The organism is Dactylosporangium sp. NPDC051541, from assembly GCF_044454505.1.
GTDB lineage: Bacteria > Actinomycetota > Actinomycetes > Mycobacteriales > Micromonosporaceae > Dactylosporangium.
Genome location: NZ_JBITDU010000005.1, coordinates 173,187 through 189,310 on the forward strand (window position 1 = coordinate 173,187; position 16,124 = coordinate 189,310).

Consider the following 16,124-nt stretch of genomic DNA (forward strand, 5'->3'; position numbering starts at 1 on the left):
CGGCGCCACACACCGGCGAGGGCGGTGCGTGGTGGCGAGATCCTTCGGGTACACAATGGTGCATGACCGCCGCGCCCCCCGTCGTTGCCAATCGTTATCGTCTGCTCGAGCCACTGGGCGTCGGCGGCATGGGGCGGGTGTGGCGCGCCCGCGACGAGACGCTGCACCGCGACGTCGCGGTCAAACAGATCATCCTGCCGCCCGAGCTGCTGGACACGGCCCGGGACGTGGCCATGGAGCGCACGCTGCGCGAGGCGCGGGCGGCGGCGCGGCTGAGCCACCCCAACGTGGTGCGGGTCTACGACGTGCTCGCGGCCGAGGGGCAGCCGTGGCTCGTCATGGAGTACGTCCGGTCACGGTCGCTCGATCAGGTGATCCGTCAGGACGGGCCGCTGCCGCCGCGGCGGGTGGCGGAGATCGGCCTGGCCGTCCTCGACGCCCTGCGCGCCGCGCAGAAGGTCGGCGTCGACCACCGCGACATCAAGCCCGGCAACGTCCTGCTGGCCGAGGACGGCCGAGTCGTCCTCACCGACTTCGGCATCGCCCGCGTCGAGGGCGAGGGGCACGTGACCCGCACCGGCCTGGTCCTCGGCTCGCCCGAGTTCATCGCCCCCGAACGGGCCCGGGAGGGCATCGCCGGCCCGGCGAGCGACCTGTGGTCCCTGGGCGCGACCCTGTACACCGCGGTCGAGGGCCGCTCACCGTTCGGCCGCGGCTCCGCGATGGAGACCCTGACCGCCCTCGCCTCCGAGGAGGCCGACCCGCCGCAGCGCGCCGGCCCCCTCGCCCCGGTGCTGCGCGCCCTGCTGCGCAAGGACCCCAAGACCCGGGCCAACTTCGTCCAGACCGACGAACTGCTGCGCAAGGCGCTGATCCAGCGCGAGCCGGCGAAGAAGAAGCGCTCCTGGCTCAGCGGCTGGGGGCGGGCCGAGCCGGCCGCGCCCGCCGTACCGGCCCAGCGCACACCCCGCACCCGGCCGGAGCCGGTCGCGCTGCCCGAGTCCGGGTCCGGCGGCCAGCCGGGTGCCGTGTCCGGTGGGCGGGCGGGTGCCGTGTCCGGTGGGCGGGCGGTCGCGCCGGTGGCCCGAGGTGCCGCGGCGCCGGTCGCGCCGCCTCTCGCTTCGCCGGCCGGTGGATCGGCGGGGGCCGCGGTCGCCGGTGGGGCGGTCGGGGGTGCATTGGCCGCCGAGGCCGCTCCGTCCGTGGTCCGGGGCAAGGCGGCGGTGCCGCCGTCGACCTGGCCGCCCGTACCGCCCGCTGACGAGAACCCGACGGATGGGCAAATTTCCGGAAAGTCGGGCATCATCGAGGGGCCGATCTTCGGTGCCGCAGCGGACGACGAGGCGGCGGAGGACGAGTTCGAAGCCGAAACCGCCGAGCCGCTGACCGCTACCGAGACCGATTCCGACGACGACGCAGACGCAGACGCTGATGCCGAGATCAAAGCCGACGAAGCTGCGTCGTTGACCACGACCGAGTCTGCGGCTGAGACGTCAACCGAGCCCGAGGCGGTGGAGGAGACCGAGCCCGAACCCGAGCTCGAACCCGAACCGGGCGCTGCGGTGGTGGACGAGGCCGAGGACGAGGGTGAGGTCGAGGCGGAGGCCGTACCGGAGCCCGAGCCGATCACCGTGGTCACGCCCGAACCCGAACCCGAACCCGAGCCGGTGCGGGAGGCGGTCAGCGCGCAGCCGGCCGCCGCGGTCGGGGCGTTCACGGCCGGGGCGGCACCCGTCCGGGAGCGGCCGACGCAGGTCGCGCCCGCGGCGGCGCCTCGGGTGGCCGGGCAGGCGGTGGTGGTGCCGGGTCAGGGCGGTACCGATGCGGGGAAGCGACGCCGCAACGTCCTGGTCGGCTGCGTTGCCGCCGTGCTCGTCGCGGCGGTGCTGGTCTGGCTGGTGGTGCGCTCCGACGACGAGGGGGCCGCGCCGACGGCCGCGAACTCCGGGGCCGTGCGGACCACGGCGGCCGGGGCCGGGCCCGCGCCCAGCTCGGCCGCGGCCACGTCGGCCGCGGCGACCGGCGAGGCCAGCAGCGCGCCGGCCGGGAACGTGCCGAGCACGTCTTCGACGCAGCAGCAACAGCAGAACGCCGGCACCGCCTCGGGCACCCTCCCGCCGCTGCCGGCCGGGTGGCAGGACTACAGGGACCCGACCGGGTTCCAGGTGTACGTCCCGGCCGGCTGGACCAAGTCGCTGGACGGCACGATGGTGTACTTCCGGGGCAACGGCCGCACGCTCGGCATCGACCAGTCGACCAAGCCGAAGATGGACCCGGTCGCGGACTGGCGGCAGCAGGAGTCGGAGCGGGGCGGCAGCTACTACAAGAACTACACCGGCGTGCGCATCGACAAGGTCGACAACTACTTCGTGGTCGCGGCCGACTGGGAGTTCATCTACGGCAACGGCAACCGCCAGCACGTCAACAACCGGGGCCTGGTGACGTCGGACCACCAGGCGTACGCCATCTGGTGGGCGACCCCGGAAGGCGACTGGAACAACGCCAAGGCCGACCTCGACGTGATCTTCGCCAGCTTCCGGCCGAAGCCGTGACCGCTTGGCTGGAGCTGCCGTCGGGGCGGCGCATACGGGGCCGGGGGCTGCGGGAGCGGGGCGAGCCGGTCCCGGACCCGCAGTTCGGCCTGTACCTGCTGGGCAAGCCGCCGCCGCCGTTCCCGTGGGAGTCGGTGTGGGTGCGGTGGCCCGACTTCCGGCTGCCCACCGACCGGGCCGCGGCCGCCGGGGCGTTCGTCACGGCGTGGCGGCGGGCCGAGCGCGAGAGCGTCGAGGTCGCCTGCGGCGGCGGGCGGGGCCGGACCGGCACCGCCCTGGCCTGTATCGCGATCATCGACGGGGTCCCGGCGGACGAGGCCGTGGCCTACGTCCGCCGGCACTACTACCACGGTGCGGTCGAGACGCCCTGGCAGAAGCGGTTCGTGCGGGAGTTCAGTTCGCCGCTTTGAGCAGCCCCGCGAGGGTGTCCGGACCGAATGCGTCGCCGATGAACGCGGCCACCCGGGACAGTGGCATGTTCGCCATCATGGTGAACATCGCCGGGTCGGTGGCGGCCGCCGCCATCCCGCCGGCCCCGGCGAGGGCCGCGAACGCCTCGGTGAGCGCGGCCGCCCCGCGCGGGTCGGCGAACCACTCCCCCAGCGTCGACTCGGCGGTCAGCGGCCGCCGCTCGTCGTCGCCGGCGACGGTCACCGAGGCCGACAGCGGCAGGTCCCGGGACGAGGAGCCGGCGAACACGTCGTAGTCGCCGGCCTCCACGACGAACCGCCCGAGCTCGACGTCCCAGTAGGCGAGGTCGGCGAATGGAACCCGCAGCACGACCGGCGTCGATGTCCCGGCCGCGACCGGCACGCTCGCGAACGCCTTGAGCTCCCGCGGTGCCCGCCGCACCCGCGACGACGGCAGCGCGGTGTAGACCTGCACGACCTCGCGGCCGTCCCGGGCGCCGGTGTTGGTGACCGCGACCCGCACCTCCAGGCCGTCATCCACAGTGGACACCGACAGGTCCGAGTACGCGAACGTCGTGTAGGAGAGCCCGAACCCGAACGGGTAGGCGACGTCCTGGTCGCGGGCGTCGAACCCGCGGTAGCCGACGTGGACGCCCTCGCCGTAGCGGACGTGGCCCTGCTCGCCGGGGAAGTCGAGGTGCGACGGGTGGTCGGCGAGGCGCAGTGGCACTGTTTCAGCGAGCCGCCCGGACGGGTTGACCAAGCCGAACAGCACGTCCGCGATCGCCGCCCCGCCGGCCTGCCCGAGCAGCCACCCCTCGACCAGGGCGCCCACCTTGGCGTCCCAGGGCGAGGTCCGCACGACGGCGCCGTTGGACAGCACGACAACGGTCCGCGGATTCACGGCCGCGACCCGCTCGATCAGGGCCAGGTGCGCGGCCGGCAGGTCCAGATCGGCCCGGTCCGAACCCTCGGTCTCCTCCTGCGACCCGGCGAACACCACGGCGACGGACGCGTCCCGGGCCAGGGCCACCGCCGCCTCGACGTCGTCATACCCGGGCGCGAAGTGCACGGCCCCCCGGGCCAGGGCCGTGATGGACGACAGCGCGTCGTCCAGCCGGGTCGGGTTGATGAGCGACGAGCCGCCTCCTTGGTACCGCGGAGTGCGCGCCTGCTCCCCGAGCACCGCGATCACCGGCTCGTCCACCGCGAGCGGCAGCAGCGAATCGGCGTTCTTCAGCAGCACGATCCCGCGGCCGGCCACCTCCCGCGCGAGGGCGTGGTGCGCGTCCGCGTCGTAGGTGGCGCCCGGCCGCGCGGCGTCGACGGCCCGGCGCACGAGGGCCTCGACCCGCCCGGCGGCCGTGGCCAGCGCGGCCGCCGGCAATGTTCCAGCGCGCACCGCGGCCGCCAGGGCCCGGTCCCCGGCGTCGTCGGGCCCGGGCATGGTCAGGTCGAGCCCGGCCCGGACCGCCTCGACCCGGTCGACGACCGCGCCCCAGTCGGACACGAGGACGCCGTCGTAGCCCCACTCGTCGCGCAGCACCGTCGTGAGCAGCCAGTGGTGCTGGCTGGCGTAGACGCCGTTGATCCGGTTGTACGCGCACATCACCGTCCACGGCCGGGCGTGCTGGATCACCCGCTGGAAGGCGCGCAGGTACACCTCCCGCAGCGTGCGCTCGTCGACGTCGGCGCTGACCCGCATCCGGTCGGTCTCCTGGCTGTTGACGGCGAAGTGTTTCAGTGACGCGCCGACGCCGCGGCTCTGCAGGCCGGCGACCCACTCGGTGGCCAGGGCGGCGGTGAGGACCGGGTCCTCGGAGAGGTACTCGAAGTTGCGCCCGCCCAGCGGCGTGCGCTTCAGGTTGATGCCGGGGCCGAGCAGCACCGCCACGTCCATCGCCAGGCACTCCGCGGCCAGGGCTTCGCCGACCCGGCGGGCCAGCTCGGGGTCCCAGGTGGAGCCGAGCGCGACCGCGGGCGGGAAGCAGGTGGCGGGCTCGCTCGCGAACAGGTCGACGCCCTCGCCGGTGATCTGTTTGCGCACGCCGTGCGGGCCGTCGGTGACCGTGACGGCGGGCACGTCGCCGACCGCGCGGGTGTGCCAGAAGTCGGCGCCGCTGGTGAGCGCGGCCTGCTCCTCGAGCTCCATGCGAACCCCTTACTGAGTACCTATAAAGTAGTAAGTACCGTAGACTCGCCGGAGGCGGCCCGGCAAGGAGTGGTGGCGCAGATGGCACGACGGGAACGCGAGCGGCTGCCGGCCGCCGAGCGGCGGGAGCGGATCATCGCGGCCGCGACGGCGCTGGTCGCCGAGCGCGGCTTCTGGGGCCTGTCGATGCAGGACGTGGCCGACGCGTGCGGGCTCACCGTGCCGGGCCTGCTGCACCACGTCGGGTCCAAGGACGGCCTGCTCGTCGCCGTGCTCGAGCACCGCGACGGAGAAGATCACCGATCGATCGGCGAGCCGGCCCCGGCCGACCTGCGGGCGCTGTGCGCGGCCCTGGTCCGCCGCAACGCCACCCAGCCGGAGATCGTGCGCCTGTTCGCGGTCCTGGCCGCCGAGTCCCTCGCGCCCGAGCATCCCGCGCACGACTACTTCGCGGCCCGCCAGCGCGATGTCCTGGCCGCGCTCACCGAGCGGGCCCGGCTCGTCAGCGACCGCCCCGGCGCCCTCGCCCGGCAGATCATGGCCACCATGGACGGGCTGCAGCTGCAGTGGCTGCGCGACCCGGCGACCGACCTGGTCGCTATGTGGGCGGCGGCGGAGGAGTCGCTGTTCGGCGCCGGATCGGGGTGAAGAGCGCCGCCAGCGCGGTGATCGTGACGGCGGCCCCCGCGACGGACAGCGTCAGGGGTACTCCCAGATGCTTGGCCGAGAACGTGAGCGCCGCGTCACCGGCCGGTGCGAGCACGAGCTGCAGGGTCCAGAACGCCGCCGTGACCCGGCCCAGCAGATGCCCGGGCGTCACCTCCTGGCGCAGCGACACCGAGGAGATCCCCGCGATCCCCGTGCACAGCGTGACCGCGGCCGCGAGCACGGCGATCAGCGGGACGTTCGAGGCGAGCCCGATCCCGGCCACGAGCAGCCCGCACAGGCCGAACGCGCCGATCCAGGTGGCACCGAAGCCGGCCCGGCGGCGCAGCGGAGCGACCGCGGCGGCGGCGAACGTCGAGCCCAGCACCCCGGCCGTCAGCACCAGGCCGATCACCGCGTCGGACTGCCCGAGCCCGCTCATGAGGTGGTAGACGACGACGTCGTTGAGGCTGGACGTGAAGAAGATCAGCACCGCCAGGAGCACGGTCAGCGGCAGCATCACCGGGTGGCGGCGGATGAAGCGCACCCCGGCCCCGAGGCCGCGCTCGGCCCCGTCCGCCACCGGCCGCGCGATCCGGATCAGGACCAGCCCGGCCGCGGAGAGCAGGAAGGACACGGCGTCGAGGCCGATCGCGGCGACCGGGCCGGCGACCTGGGAGACGACACCGGCGACGGCCGGCCCGGCCAGGAACGCGACCGAGTACGCGCCGTAGAGCAGCCCGTTGGCCTCGGCGATCCGGTCGGCCGGGACCAGCGCGGGCACGACCGCGACGTAGGTGACCTCGAAGACCATCGAGAACACCGCGGCCGCCGGGAGCACGAGGTACAGCAGCCAGGGTTGTGCCCCGGTGAGCCAGGTCAGCGGTATGGACCCGAGCAGCACGAACCGGGCCACGTCGCAGATGCGCAGCACCGTGCGGCGGTCGAAGCGGTCGGCGATGACCCCGGCGACGATGCCGGTGAGCAGCGTGGCGACGGCGGTGAGGGCCCGGATCCAGCCGAGGTCGGTGATCGAGATCGCGCCGGTGCGCATGAGCAGCGGCACGGCCGCGAAGGTGAGCGCGTCGCCGAACGCGGACAGCGTCTGCACGCCGAGCAGGACCAGGAAGTCGCGGCTTCGCCAGAGGCTGTTCACCGCGGCTGGAGCACGGGCACAATCGCGTGGCGTGGAACATCGAGCAGCCGCGCGTCGAGGTATTCGGGCCGCCCGACGATCTCGGCGGCCCGGGCCTCGGCGGCGGCCCGGCCCAGGCCCGCGGTGCGCACGAGGGCCTCGCGCAGCACGTTGCCGAGCCTGCCGTGGGCGTGGGTCAGCAGCCAGCCCGCGACCCCCTCGGCCGGGCGCAGGGTGGCCTCGACGGTCGCCTGTTTCGGGCCGGGTGTGCTGCGGCGCAGGCGCAGGTCCCACTTGGCCCCGACCAGGTCCCGGAGGGCGGCCTGGCCGGCCTCGTCGCGCAGGTCGGGGTGGTTGTTGGCGACCAGCAGCGTGACCCGCGGGGCGTTGACCGCGAGGAGCACCCGGGCCAGCCAGGAGCCGGGGTCGCCGGACAGGTCGACCGTCAGCTCGTCGGCCGGGAGCGGGCCGCCGCCGAGGATGCGGGCCGGGCCCTTGGCCGCGGCGCCCTCGAGGGACCGCTCGCCGTGGGTGTAGATGTTGGCCGAGCCGGCGAGCTTGCCGAGGCGGCGGTCCAGGACCTGCCAGGTGTGCGGGGTCGGGCGGCAGACATAGAGGTCACTGGCGCTGCCGACGGCCTGGGCGCCGTGATACCGGTTGAACGCCGGCAGCATCGCCTCGATCACGAGGTCGAGGTCGAGCACCGCCCGCTGCACCTTCAGGCCGAGCGCCGGGGTCAGGGGGCTGAACCCGTAGGCCATGACCAGCCGGCCGTTGGTGCGGTCGCGCAGGGCCTGGGCGCCGCGGCCGAGGAACAGCTGCACGCCCTCGGGTGTGTAGGGCGGGTCGGTGAAGATCAGGTCGGCGCTGCCGGTGACCGCGGGCGGGAGGCCGAAGCGCAGGTCGGCGTGGTAGCAGGCGACCCCGGCGCCCTGGGCGTCGATGTACGCGAGGAGCCGCTCGTCGACGTCGACGACCGTGACCTCGGTGTCCGGGCAGGCCCGGCGCAGCGCGAGGGACGTGAGGTCGTGGTCGCCGACGCAGACCACGCGGGCGCCGGCCAGGTCGTAGGTGCTCGCCAGCCAGCGGGCCCGGCGCCCGGCCGTCTCGGCGGTGGCGGCGACGTGGTCCAGGGCCTGGTCCGGGGCGGGCGCGGCGGCGATGAGGGCGGCCAGGTCACCGGCCTCGGGCTCGTCGGCCAGGGTGTGCAGGGCCAGGCGGTCGCGGTACCCCCGGGACATCATCGGATCGAGGAAGACCCGGCCGCGCTCGTCGCGCAGGTCCGGGCCGGCCGCCCGCAGGAGGGCCTCGACCGTCCGGCGCGGGACGGCGTGGTCGCGGACGAGGTCGTCGAGGGTGGTGGGGCCGGCGGCGAGGGCGGCGATCACTTCGCGCAGCCGACGCCCCGCGATCCCGGATGCTGAGACGACGGCGGCGACCGCATCGATCCCCCCGGGTTCCACCGGGGCACCCTACCATCGCGGCGATTCGTGATCGGCGCCCAACACCGAGTGACTTGACAGTTAAAAGTTAACCCGCAGTAACGGTAGTCCGGGCCGGGGATCTACGGAGCGCAAGATTTCCCGCGTGTTTCCAGGCCGGAAGTACAGGGTGGGGGCGAGGGTGAAGTTAGGGCATCGACTCTTGTCCAACTCTTTCGATGTGTGTGATCGTCACCGCATCGCTGCAAGTCGATGAGAACGCTGGCCTCCGTACGGCGCGCACAGGGGCCCTCAGACACTTCGACGAGCGCGTGACCTCCGTTGGTTCCGGCCCACCCCGTCAAACATTCCCCCGGTGAGGTTGGGTCGTTGCTGAAAGAAGGCACCCTTTGAAGCTCTCCCCACGGTTCGCTACAGCGGCCGGAGTGTTCGCGGTCGGGCTGGTCACAGCCGGCACCGCCGCGGCCGTGCAAGCCACGACCGCATCGGCGTCCACGGATGCCGTCGAGGTCTCCAACGCCGTCGCCGCCCAGTCCGTCGACAGCTACGTCAAGAGCAAGCCGGCGGTGATCCAGCCCAGCGCCGACGAGGCGTATGTGCAGAAGTCGGTCACCGCGTACGGCAGCTCGAAGTACATCGCCTACGACCGGACGTACAAGGGCCTGCACGTCAAGGGCGGTGACTTCGTCGTCGCCACCGACAAGGCGGGCGCGACGCAGTACACCTCGGTCGCGCAGACCAAGGCGATCGGCAACATCTCGACGACCCCGTCCATCACCTCGGCGGCCGCCGAGACCGTCGCGAAGCAGCAGCTCAAGACGGTCAACAACGTCGAGGGCACCTCGCTCGTCGTCTTCACGGCCGACAGCGGGGCCAAGCTCGCGTACGAGACCACGATCAACGGCGTCGGCGCCGAGGGCATCAGCCGGCTCACCGTTGACGTCGACGCGAACACCGGCGCCGTGCTCGACAAGACCGAGCACGTCATGGCGGGTACCGGCACCGGCTGGATCAACGGCTCGGTGACGATCAACACCACGCAGTCGGGCAGCACGTACAGCATGAAGGACCCGAACTACACGAACGTCTCCTGCCAGGACGCGGCGAACAACACCACGTTCTCCGGCTCCGACGACGTGTGGGGCAACGGCACCGGCACCAATCGCGAGACCGGCTGCGTCGACGCGCTCTACGTCGCGCAGAAGGAAGAAGCCATGCTGTCGTCGTGGCTGGGCCGCAACGGCTTCAACGGCTCGGGCGGCGGCTGGCCGATCCGCGTCGGCCTGAACGACCAGAACGCCTACTACGACGGCACCCAGATCCAGATCGGCAAGAACACCGCCGGTCAGTGGATCGCCTCCGCCGACGTCGTGGGCCACGAGGCCGGGCACGGCATCGACGACAACACTCCGGGTGGCATCTCCAAGAGCGGCACCCAGGAGTTCGTCGCGGACACGTTCGGCGCCGCCACCGAGTGGTTCGCGAACAACCCGAACGACCCGCCGGACTACCTGGTCGGCGAGGAGATCAACCTGGTCGGCAGCGGCCCGATCCGCAACATGTACAACCCGTCGGCCGTCGGCGACTCCAACTGCTACTCCAGCAGCACGCCCGGCTCGGAGGTCCACGCGGCCGCCGGCCCCGGCAACCACTGGTTCTACCTGATGGCGCAGGGCTCCGCGGGCAACGGCCAGCCGGCCAGCCCGACCTGCAACAGCTCGACGGTCTCCAACCCGCTGGGCATCCAGAACGCGATCAAGGTCATGTACAACGCGATGCTGATGAAGACCTCGTCGTCGTCGTACCTGAAGTACCGCACCTGGACGCTGACCGCGGCCAAGAACCTGTTCCCGGGCAGCTGCACCCAGTTCAACACGGTCAAGGCCGCGTGGGACGCCGTCTCCGTGCCGGCGCAGTCGGGCGACCCGACCTGCACCGGTGGCACCACCCCGCCGCCCACCACCGGCGGTCCGACCACCCCGCCGCCCACCGGCAACTGCTCCGGCCAGGTCCTCCTGAACGGCGGCTTCGAGTCGGGAACGGCCAACTGGAGCGGCACCACCGGCTCCATCGGCCAGTGGGCCAGCCAGGGCCAGGCCGCGCACGGCGGCACGTACAGCTCCTGGCTGGACGGCTACGGCTCGACGCACACCGAGGCGATCCAGCAGTCGGTGACCGTCCCGTCCGGATGTAGGGCGACGCTGTCCTTCTACGTCCACATCGACTCGGCGGAGACGACCACCAGCACGGCCTACGACAAACTGACCGTCACGGCCGGCTCGACGACCCTGGCCACGCTGTCGAACCTCAACAAGGCCTCCGGCTACCAGCTGAAGAGCTACACCTTCACCGGTACCGGTGCGGCCGTCGCCATCAAGTTCAGCGGCACCGAGGACTCCTCGCTGCAGACCTCGTTCGTCATCGACGACGCGGCCGTCGCGCTGGGCTGACGTTTGTTGCAGGGAAGAGCCCGGGCCGCGCGTCGCCCGGGCTCTTCTCCGTCTACACCGCGACCGCGATGCCGATCACCGGGGGACGCTTCAGGCGGAGCGCCTTGGCGAAGAAGTTGCCGGCCCGGGACAGGAAGTACTTGTGCGCGATGTGCTGCCGCGCCGCCGCCGTCCCGGCCTCGTCGAGCAGCCGGGCGGTCCCCGGGACCGTCGGCGCCCCCTCCGCCACGGTGCCGCGGACGTTGCACGGCCGCAGCTCCACCCGGCCGTTGTTGCGGATCCGCTTGACCTTCCAGGCGTCGAGGTTGGAGATGATGAAGACCTCGCCGTCGTGCACCGCGTGCCACACCGGCGTCGCGACCGGGGTGCCGTCCTTGCGATAGGTGGTCAGGCTGACGTATCCGGCCCGGCCGAGCTCCTGCACTGCGCTCATGTGTCAAATGTACGGAGCCAGCCGCTCAACGCCGCCGCCACCGCCTCCGGCGCGTCCGCCGGCAGGAAATGTCCCTCGGCACCGACCTGGGCGACCGTGAGCGCCGGGAGTTCCCGCCGGCACTCGGCGACCTTGGCCGCGTTCACGACAACGCCCGGCGTTCCATGGATCAGCAGCTTCGGGATCGGCGACTGCCGCAGATGGCTCCAGCCGGCGGCCATCAGCGCGGCGGTGTCGGCCGGCTCCCCCGCGATCGGGATCTCGCGCGTGAACCGCAGCAGCGGGCGGCGGGACCGGGCATCGGGATAGTGCTCGGCGTACTGCGGGGCGACCTCCGTGATGAGCCAGTTGTCGTCCAGGACCATCCGCTCCCCCACCTCCGGGGTCCGCAGGCGTTTGAACACCTCCCGGCCGCCCTCGTCGAACTCCTCCCAGCCGGTCAGCGGCCGGAAATGTCCCTCCATGAAGGCGAATGCCGGGATCTGCCCGGCCCGGCGGCGCAGCAGGGCCATACCGATCGCCACACCCCAGTCATGGGCCACGAGGATCGGGTCGCGCAGCCCGAGTGCGTCCAGGAACGCGTCGACGTACTCGACGTGGTCGGCCAGGCGGTACTCCAGGTCGGGCCGCCCGGACCGGCCCATGCCGATCAGGTCCGGGGCCACGGCTCGCCGCCCGCCGAGATCGGCGTGGTCGAGCACGCCCCGCCAGAGCTCCGACGAGGTCGGATTGCCGTGCAGGAAGACGACGGGCGGGCCGTCGCCGCCGGTGTCGAGGTAGTGGATGTAACTGGCGAGCACCTTCACGGCAAGCATTCTGCAAGAGCCCTCGGGTTTCCTGGAAGCGTGACAGAGATGCGAGTGGTACGGCGAGTCCCGCCGGCACGTAGGGCGGTCACCAGCCGGGCCCTCGGCTTCTACGTCTTCGACGCGCGGCTGTTCGAGGAGCTGGACTGGTACGAGCTGATCGACCCGGCCGAAGGCGACGAACACCCGGCAGCGGCGGTCGCGGCCGTCCTGCAGAGTGGCAGCAAGGCCCGTTTGGTTGGACTTGCCGCGCCGGGCGGGCGCAGCGACCTCGCCGTTCAGGTGCTCATCGCGCTCGTGGACTCCCTCCGGGCCAGCCCGGCCCGTAGGCTCGTCGCGGCGCCCGGGGCGCACGACGAGGACGTGCTGCGGCGCGCGGGTTTCGGCCCGCTGGACGGTTCGTTCGCCGTGGAGCTGTAACACTCCCGGCCCTTCGCGGTCTGGAGGTCGCGGGTGGTCCTGCGGTTCCGCATCCTCGGCCCGCTCGAGGTCGAGTCGGACGCGGGCCCGGTCGACACCGGCACCCCCAAGCAGCGGGCCGTCCTGGTCATGCTGGCCACCCAGCCCGGCCGGACCGTCTCCGTGCAGCGGCTGATCGACGAGCTGTGGTCCGAGGAGCCGCCGGAGCGGGCGATCGCCTCCCTGCAGGCCTACGTCTCCCGGCTGCGCCGCGCCCTGGAGCCCGGCCGGACCGCCCGGGACCGCTCCGCGGTGCTGGTCAGCCGCGCCCCCGGCTACGTCCTGCAGATCCCGGCCGACTCCGTCGACGCCGCCCGCTTCGCCACCGCCGTGGAGCAGGTCTCCGCCGACCCGGCCGCGGCCCTGGCCACCCTGACCGCCGCGCTGGAGCTGTGGCGCGGCGACCCGCTGCCCGAGCTCGGCGAGTCACCCCTCGCGCGGGCCGAGCGCAGCCGGCTGGTCGAGCTGCGCCTGACCGCGATCGAACGGCACTCGGAGGCCCTGCTGGCCCTGGGCCGCGCCGCCGAGGTGGTGTACCGCACCGAGTCGGCCCTGGCCGAGGCCCCCTACCGGGAACGGCTCTGGGCCCAGCTCATGCTCGCCCTGTACCGCACCGGCCGCCAGGCCGACGCCATGGCCGCCTACGGCCGCGCCCGCCAGGGCCTGATCGACGAGCTCGGCATCGAGCCCGGCCCGGCGCTGCAGCAGCTGGCCCAGGACATCCTCCGCCAGGCCGCGCACCTCGACGGCCCGGTCCCCGCCGCCCCCACATCGGCACCGCCGGTCACGAGCGCACCACCCGCACCCACCATCCCGGTCAGAGCCGACACACCCGAAATGTCCGTCCCGCCGAGCGTTGCGGATATCTCGGACGAGGGGGATCCCGAGGACGACACGCTCGTCGGGCGGGATGCCGAGCTGCGGACCGTGGACCGGCTCATCGCCGAGGCGGCCGCCGGGCACGGGCGGCTGCTGCTGGTCTCCGGCAGCCCCGGCATCGGCAAGACGGCGCTGCTGCGGGCGGTCTGCGCGCGGGCGGGCGGGCTGGTCGGGACCGGGGTCGGGGTCGACGGCGAGGCGCCGCCCGTGTTCCTGCCCTGGGCGCAGATCCTGCGCGGGATCGCCGCCGGCGACGGGGCGGCCGGTGCGCTCGCCGAGGCCTTCGCGCCCTACGGCAACCTGCCGGCCGTGCTCGACCCGACGCTCGGCGACGTGCTGCCGCTGCCGGCCGCCGAGCGCATCGCCGACCCCGAGATGGCGCGGTCGCGGCTGCTGCAGGGCATCGTCGACGGGCTCGGGCGGCTGGCCGCGCAGACGCCGCTGGTGCTCGTCGTCGATGACGCGCACTGGCTCGACGCGCCTTCCACGGTGCTGCTGACGCTGCTGGCCAAGGCGCTGCGCGGGCGGCGGGTGCTGCTCGCCGTCGGCTACCGCGAGGCCGAGCTCGCGGCCGACGCGCCCCTGGCCGGGGTGCTCGCCGAGCTGGTCGCGGCGCCGGCCGCGGTGCGGATCCCGCTGGAGGGGCTCGGGGCCGACGCGATCGCGGCGCTGGCGCGATCGGTCACCGGCGATGCGGTACCCCCGGAAACTGTCGCCATGCTCGCCGACCGGACCGGCGGCAACCCGTTCTTCGTCGTCGAGCTGCTGAAGGTCCTGGCCGCCGAGCACACCCTCGCGCCCGAGCACGTGCCGGTCCGGGTGCAGGAGGTCGTGCGGCGGCGGCTGACGAAGCTGCCCGGCCAGGTCAACGCCGTCCTCGCCGTCGCCGCGGTGCTCGGGCGGGACGTGGCCGTGCCCGTGCTGCGCGAGGTCGTCCAGATCGACGAGCTGGACCTGTTCGACACGCTCGACACGGCCGTCGTCGCCGGGCTGCTCACCGCCACCGACGACCCGGGGCTGCTGCGTTTCTCCCATGACCTGGTGCGGCAGACGGCGTATCAGGACCAGGGGCCGCTGCGCCGGGCCCGGCTGCACGCCCGCGCGGCCCAGGCGCTGCTCGACACCGGCCTCGGCACCGCCGCCCAGCGGGCCGGGCACCTGCGGGCCGCGCTGCCGGTCCTGTCGCCCTACGACGTGGTCCCGGCCCTGACCGCGGCGGCCCGGGAGGCGTACGACCGCACCGCCCACGAGCAGGCGTCGGCGCTGCTGGACGAGGCCCTGGAACTGTTGCAGCGGGCCCCGGTGAGCGAGCGGCGCGACGTCGCCGAGCTCGACGTGCGGATCCGCCTGGCCTACATGGTGCAGGCCCGGGACGGCTACCTGGCGGCGGGCGCGACCGAGCAGTACGCGGCGATGGAACCGTTACTGCTGCGGCTGCGCGGCCGGCCGGTGCTCGACGTGCTGCCGGCGCTGTGGGGCTACGCGTCGTTCCACACGGCCGCCGGGGACGTGCCGCGGGCCGTCTCCATCGCCCGCTCGCCCGCCTACGGTCCCGGCGATCCGTGGGCGGTCGTCGTGGCGGAAGTACACGAGGGGCACGCCGCCCTGACCGAGCTGGACCTGCCCCGGGCCTGCGCGCACTTCGAGAACGCCCTGGACGCGCTGCCGGGCGGGGACCTGCCGGTGTTCCCGATCGTCAACTGGGACCCGGTGATCGGCGCCCTCGCCCCGGCCGCCCTGGTCTGCGGGCTGCTCGGCGAGGACGCGGCGGCGCAGCAACACCTGCGGGCGGCCCGGGACCGGGCGGGCCGGATCGGCGAGCTGTTCCTCGACATGTACGTCGCGCATTTCACCGCCGTGGTCGCGGCCGACCGGGACGATCCCGCGTCCGCCGCGGCGGCCGCCCGGGAGACCCTCGCGCTGGCCGAGCGGGGCGGGCACCGGGAGTATCAGGACCTGGCCGGGCTGGTCCTGGGCTGGGCCGAGGCCCGCACCGGCGACGAGGCCGGCCTGGACCGGATGACCGCCGCCCGCGAGCACCTGGGCCCGGCGATGCGCCGGTTCGGCCGGCTCGAGGCCCTGTACGCCGAGGCGCTGCTCACCGTCGGGCGCCGGGACGAGGCCGGCGCGGTCGCGGCCGCCGCCCTGAGCGCCGGACTGCCCGGGCAGAGCGGCTTCGCCGAGCCCGACCTGCGCCGCGTCCACGCCCTGGCCACCGACGAGCCGACGGACGCGGCCCGGGAGCGGGCGCGGGACCTACATCACGCCCACGCCACGGTCCGGGCCGAGCGTGCGCTCGTAACAGACGGAGAGCTCTGAGCCCGCATACACGCCGAAGCGCGGGATCTGACGGTACCCCTCCCGCTCATAGAATCGCCGTGCGTCCGGCTGCTCCGTGCCCGTCTCCAGGCGCAGCACGGGCCAGCCGCGCGCGACGGCCCGGTGTTCCAGCGCGCGCAGCACCGCCGTCGCGACCCCGGAACCCCGGGCGGCGGGCACGACGTACATGCGCTTGATCTCGGCGCTGGACGCGTCGAGGCGCCGTAACGCACCGCAGCCGACCGGTGTTCCATCGCGGGCCGCGACCAGGAAGACGTCCACGTCGTCCGCGCTCGGGTGCTCGCCGGGTTCGTGGTTCTCCCCGCCGTAGCGCGCGTCGAGCTCCGCCTCCTGCGCCGCCCGCAGCGCAACCCCCGCCGGGTCGTCCCAGGCTCGCTCTTCGATGATCCACTCGCTCACAGGTGGAGCCTACGTTCCACCC

12 protein-coding genes are annotated in these 16,124 nt (G+C 73.6%); 6 read left to right on the forward strand and 6 right to left on the reverse strand.

The window, feature by feature from the left end:
* Positions 1-62: 62 nt before the first annotated feature.
* Positions 63-2,552, forward strand: a complete 2,490-nt coding sequence (locus ACIA8L_RS24625) for a serine/threonine-protein kinase (RefSeq protein WP_395908348.1) — start codon at positions 63-65, stop codon at positions 2,550-2,552.
* On the forward strand, positions 2,549-2,962 hold the full coding sequence (locus ACIA8L_RS24630; protein ID WP_395908350.1) for a protein phosphatase: 414 nt from the start codon (positions 2,549-2,551) through the stop codon (positions 2,960-2,962). Before ACIA8L_RS24625 ends, ACIA8L_RS24630 begins: the two co-directional genes overlap by 4 nt.
* Here ACIA8L_RS24630 and ACIA8L_RS24635 read toward each other — a convergent pair.
* Positions 2,946-5,114 carry a glycoside hydrolase family 3 C-terminal domain-containing protein gene (locus ACIA8L_RS24635; RefSeq protein WP_395908352.1) on the reverse strand — a complete coding sequence of 723 codons (2,169 nt, stop codon included), beginning with the start codon at positions 5,112-5,114 and terminating at the stop codon, positions 2,946-2,948. The two genes, ACIA8L_RS24630 and ACIA8L_RS24635, sit on opposite strands and share 17 nt — an antisense overlap.
* An 81-nt stretch (positions 5,115-5,195) precedes the next feature.
* Between ACIA8L_RS24635 and ACIA8L_RS24640 the strand changes: the two genes are divergently transcribed.
* Positions 5,196-5,762 carry a TetR/AcrR family transcriptional regulator gene (locus ACIA8L_RS24640; protein WP_395908354.1) on the forward strand — a complete coding sequence of 189 codons (567 nt, stop codon included), beginning with the start codon at positions 5,196-5,198 and terminating at the stop codon, positions 5,760-5,762.
* Here the strand turns inward: ACIA8L_RS24640 and ACIA8L_RS24645 are convergent.
* On the reverse strand, positions 5,713-6,915 hold the full coding sequence (locus ACIA8L_RS24645) for an MFS transporter (protein WP_395908356.1): 1,203 nt from the start codon (positions 6,913-6,915) through the stop codon (positions 5,713-5,715). The two genes, ACIA8L_RS24640 and ACIA8L_RS24645, sit on opposite strands and share 50 nt — an antisense overlap.
* A complete protein-coding gene (locus ACIA8L_RS24650; RefSeq protein WP_395908358.1) occupies positions 6,912-8,357 on the reverse strand; it encodes a bis-aminopropyl spermidine synthase family protein in 1,446 nt (481 codons plus the stop codon). Before ACIA8L_RS24650 ends, ACIA8L_RS24645 begins: the two co-directional genes overlap by 4 nt.
* Positions 8,358-8,725: 368 nt before the next feature.
* Here ACIA8L_RS24650 and ACIA8L_RS24655 point away from each other — a divergent pair, with 368 nt between their 5' ends.
* The gene (locus ACIA8L_RS24655; RefSeq protein WP_395908360.1) at positions 8,726-10,786 is read left to right on the forward strand and encodes a M4 family metallopeptidase; all 2,061 of its coding nucleotides are present in this window, start codon (positions 8,726-8,728) and stop codon (positions 10,784-10,786) included.
* A gap of 52 nt (positions 10,787-10,838) precedes the next feature.
* Here the strand turns inward: ACIA8L_RS24655 and ACIA8L_RS24660 are convergent, their stop codons facing one another.
* Together ACIA8L_RS24660 and ACIA8L_RS24665 are read right to left on the reverse strand one after the other, a co-directional pair.
* Positions 10,839-11,219, reverse strand: coding sequence for a PPOX class F420-dependent oxidoreductase (locus ACIA8L_RS24660; protein WP_395908363.1), 381 nt, complete (start codon positions 11,217-11,219; stop codon positions 10,839-10,841).
* Positions 11,216-12,034 (reverse strand): haloalkane dehalogenase, encoded by an 819-nt coding sequence (locus tag ACIA8L_RS24665; RefSeq protein WP_395908366.1) that lies wholly within the window; start codon positions 12,032-12,034, stop codon positions 11,216-11,218. The genes ACIA8L_RS24660 and ACIA8L_RS24665 overlap by 4 nt, the downstream gene beginning before the upstream one ends.
* A gap of 30 nt (positions 12,035-12,064) precedes the next feature.
* Here ACIA8L_RS24665 and ACIA8L_RS24670 point away from each other — a divergent pair, with 30 nt between their 5' ends.
* Both ACIA8L_RS24670 and ACIA8L_RS24675 read left to right on the forward strand, forming a co-directional pair.
* Positions 12,065-12,445, forward strand: a complete 381-nt coding sequence (locus ACIA8L_RS24670) for a hypothetical protein (protein ID WP_395908369.1) — start codon at positions 12,065-12,067, stop codon at positions 12,443-12,445.
* A 33-nt stretch (positions 12,446-12,478) separates the two neighbouring features.
* A complete protein-coding gene (locus ACIA8L_RS24675; RefSeq protein WP_395908372.1) occupies positions 12,479-15,682 on the forward strand; it encodes a BTAD domain-containing putative transcriptional regulator in 3,204 nt (1,067 codons plus the stop codon).
* Here the strand turns inward: ACIA8L_RS24675 and ACIA8L_RS24680 are convergent.
* Positions 15,620-16,102: a GNAT family N-acetyltransferase gene (locus ACIA8L_RS24680; protein WP_395908375.1), complete on the reverse strand. Its 483-nt coding sequence runs from the start codon at positions 16,100-16,102 to the stop codon at positions 15,620-15,622. The genes ACIA8L_RS24675 and ACIA8L_RS24680 overlap by 63 nt on opposite strands.
* Between the last annotated feature and the right edge of the window lie 22 nt (positions 16,103-16,124).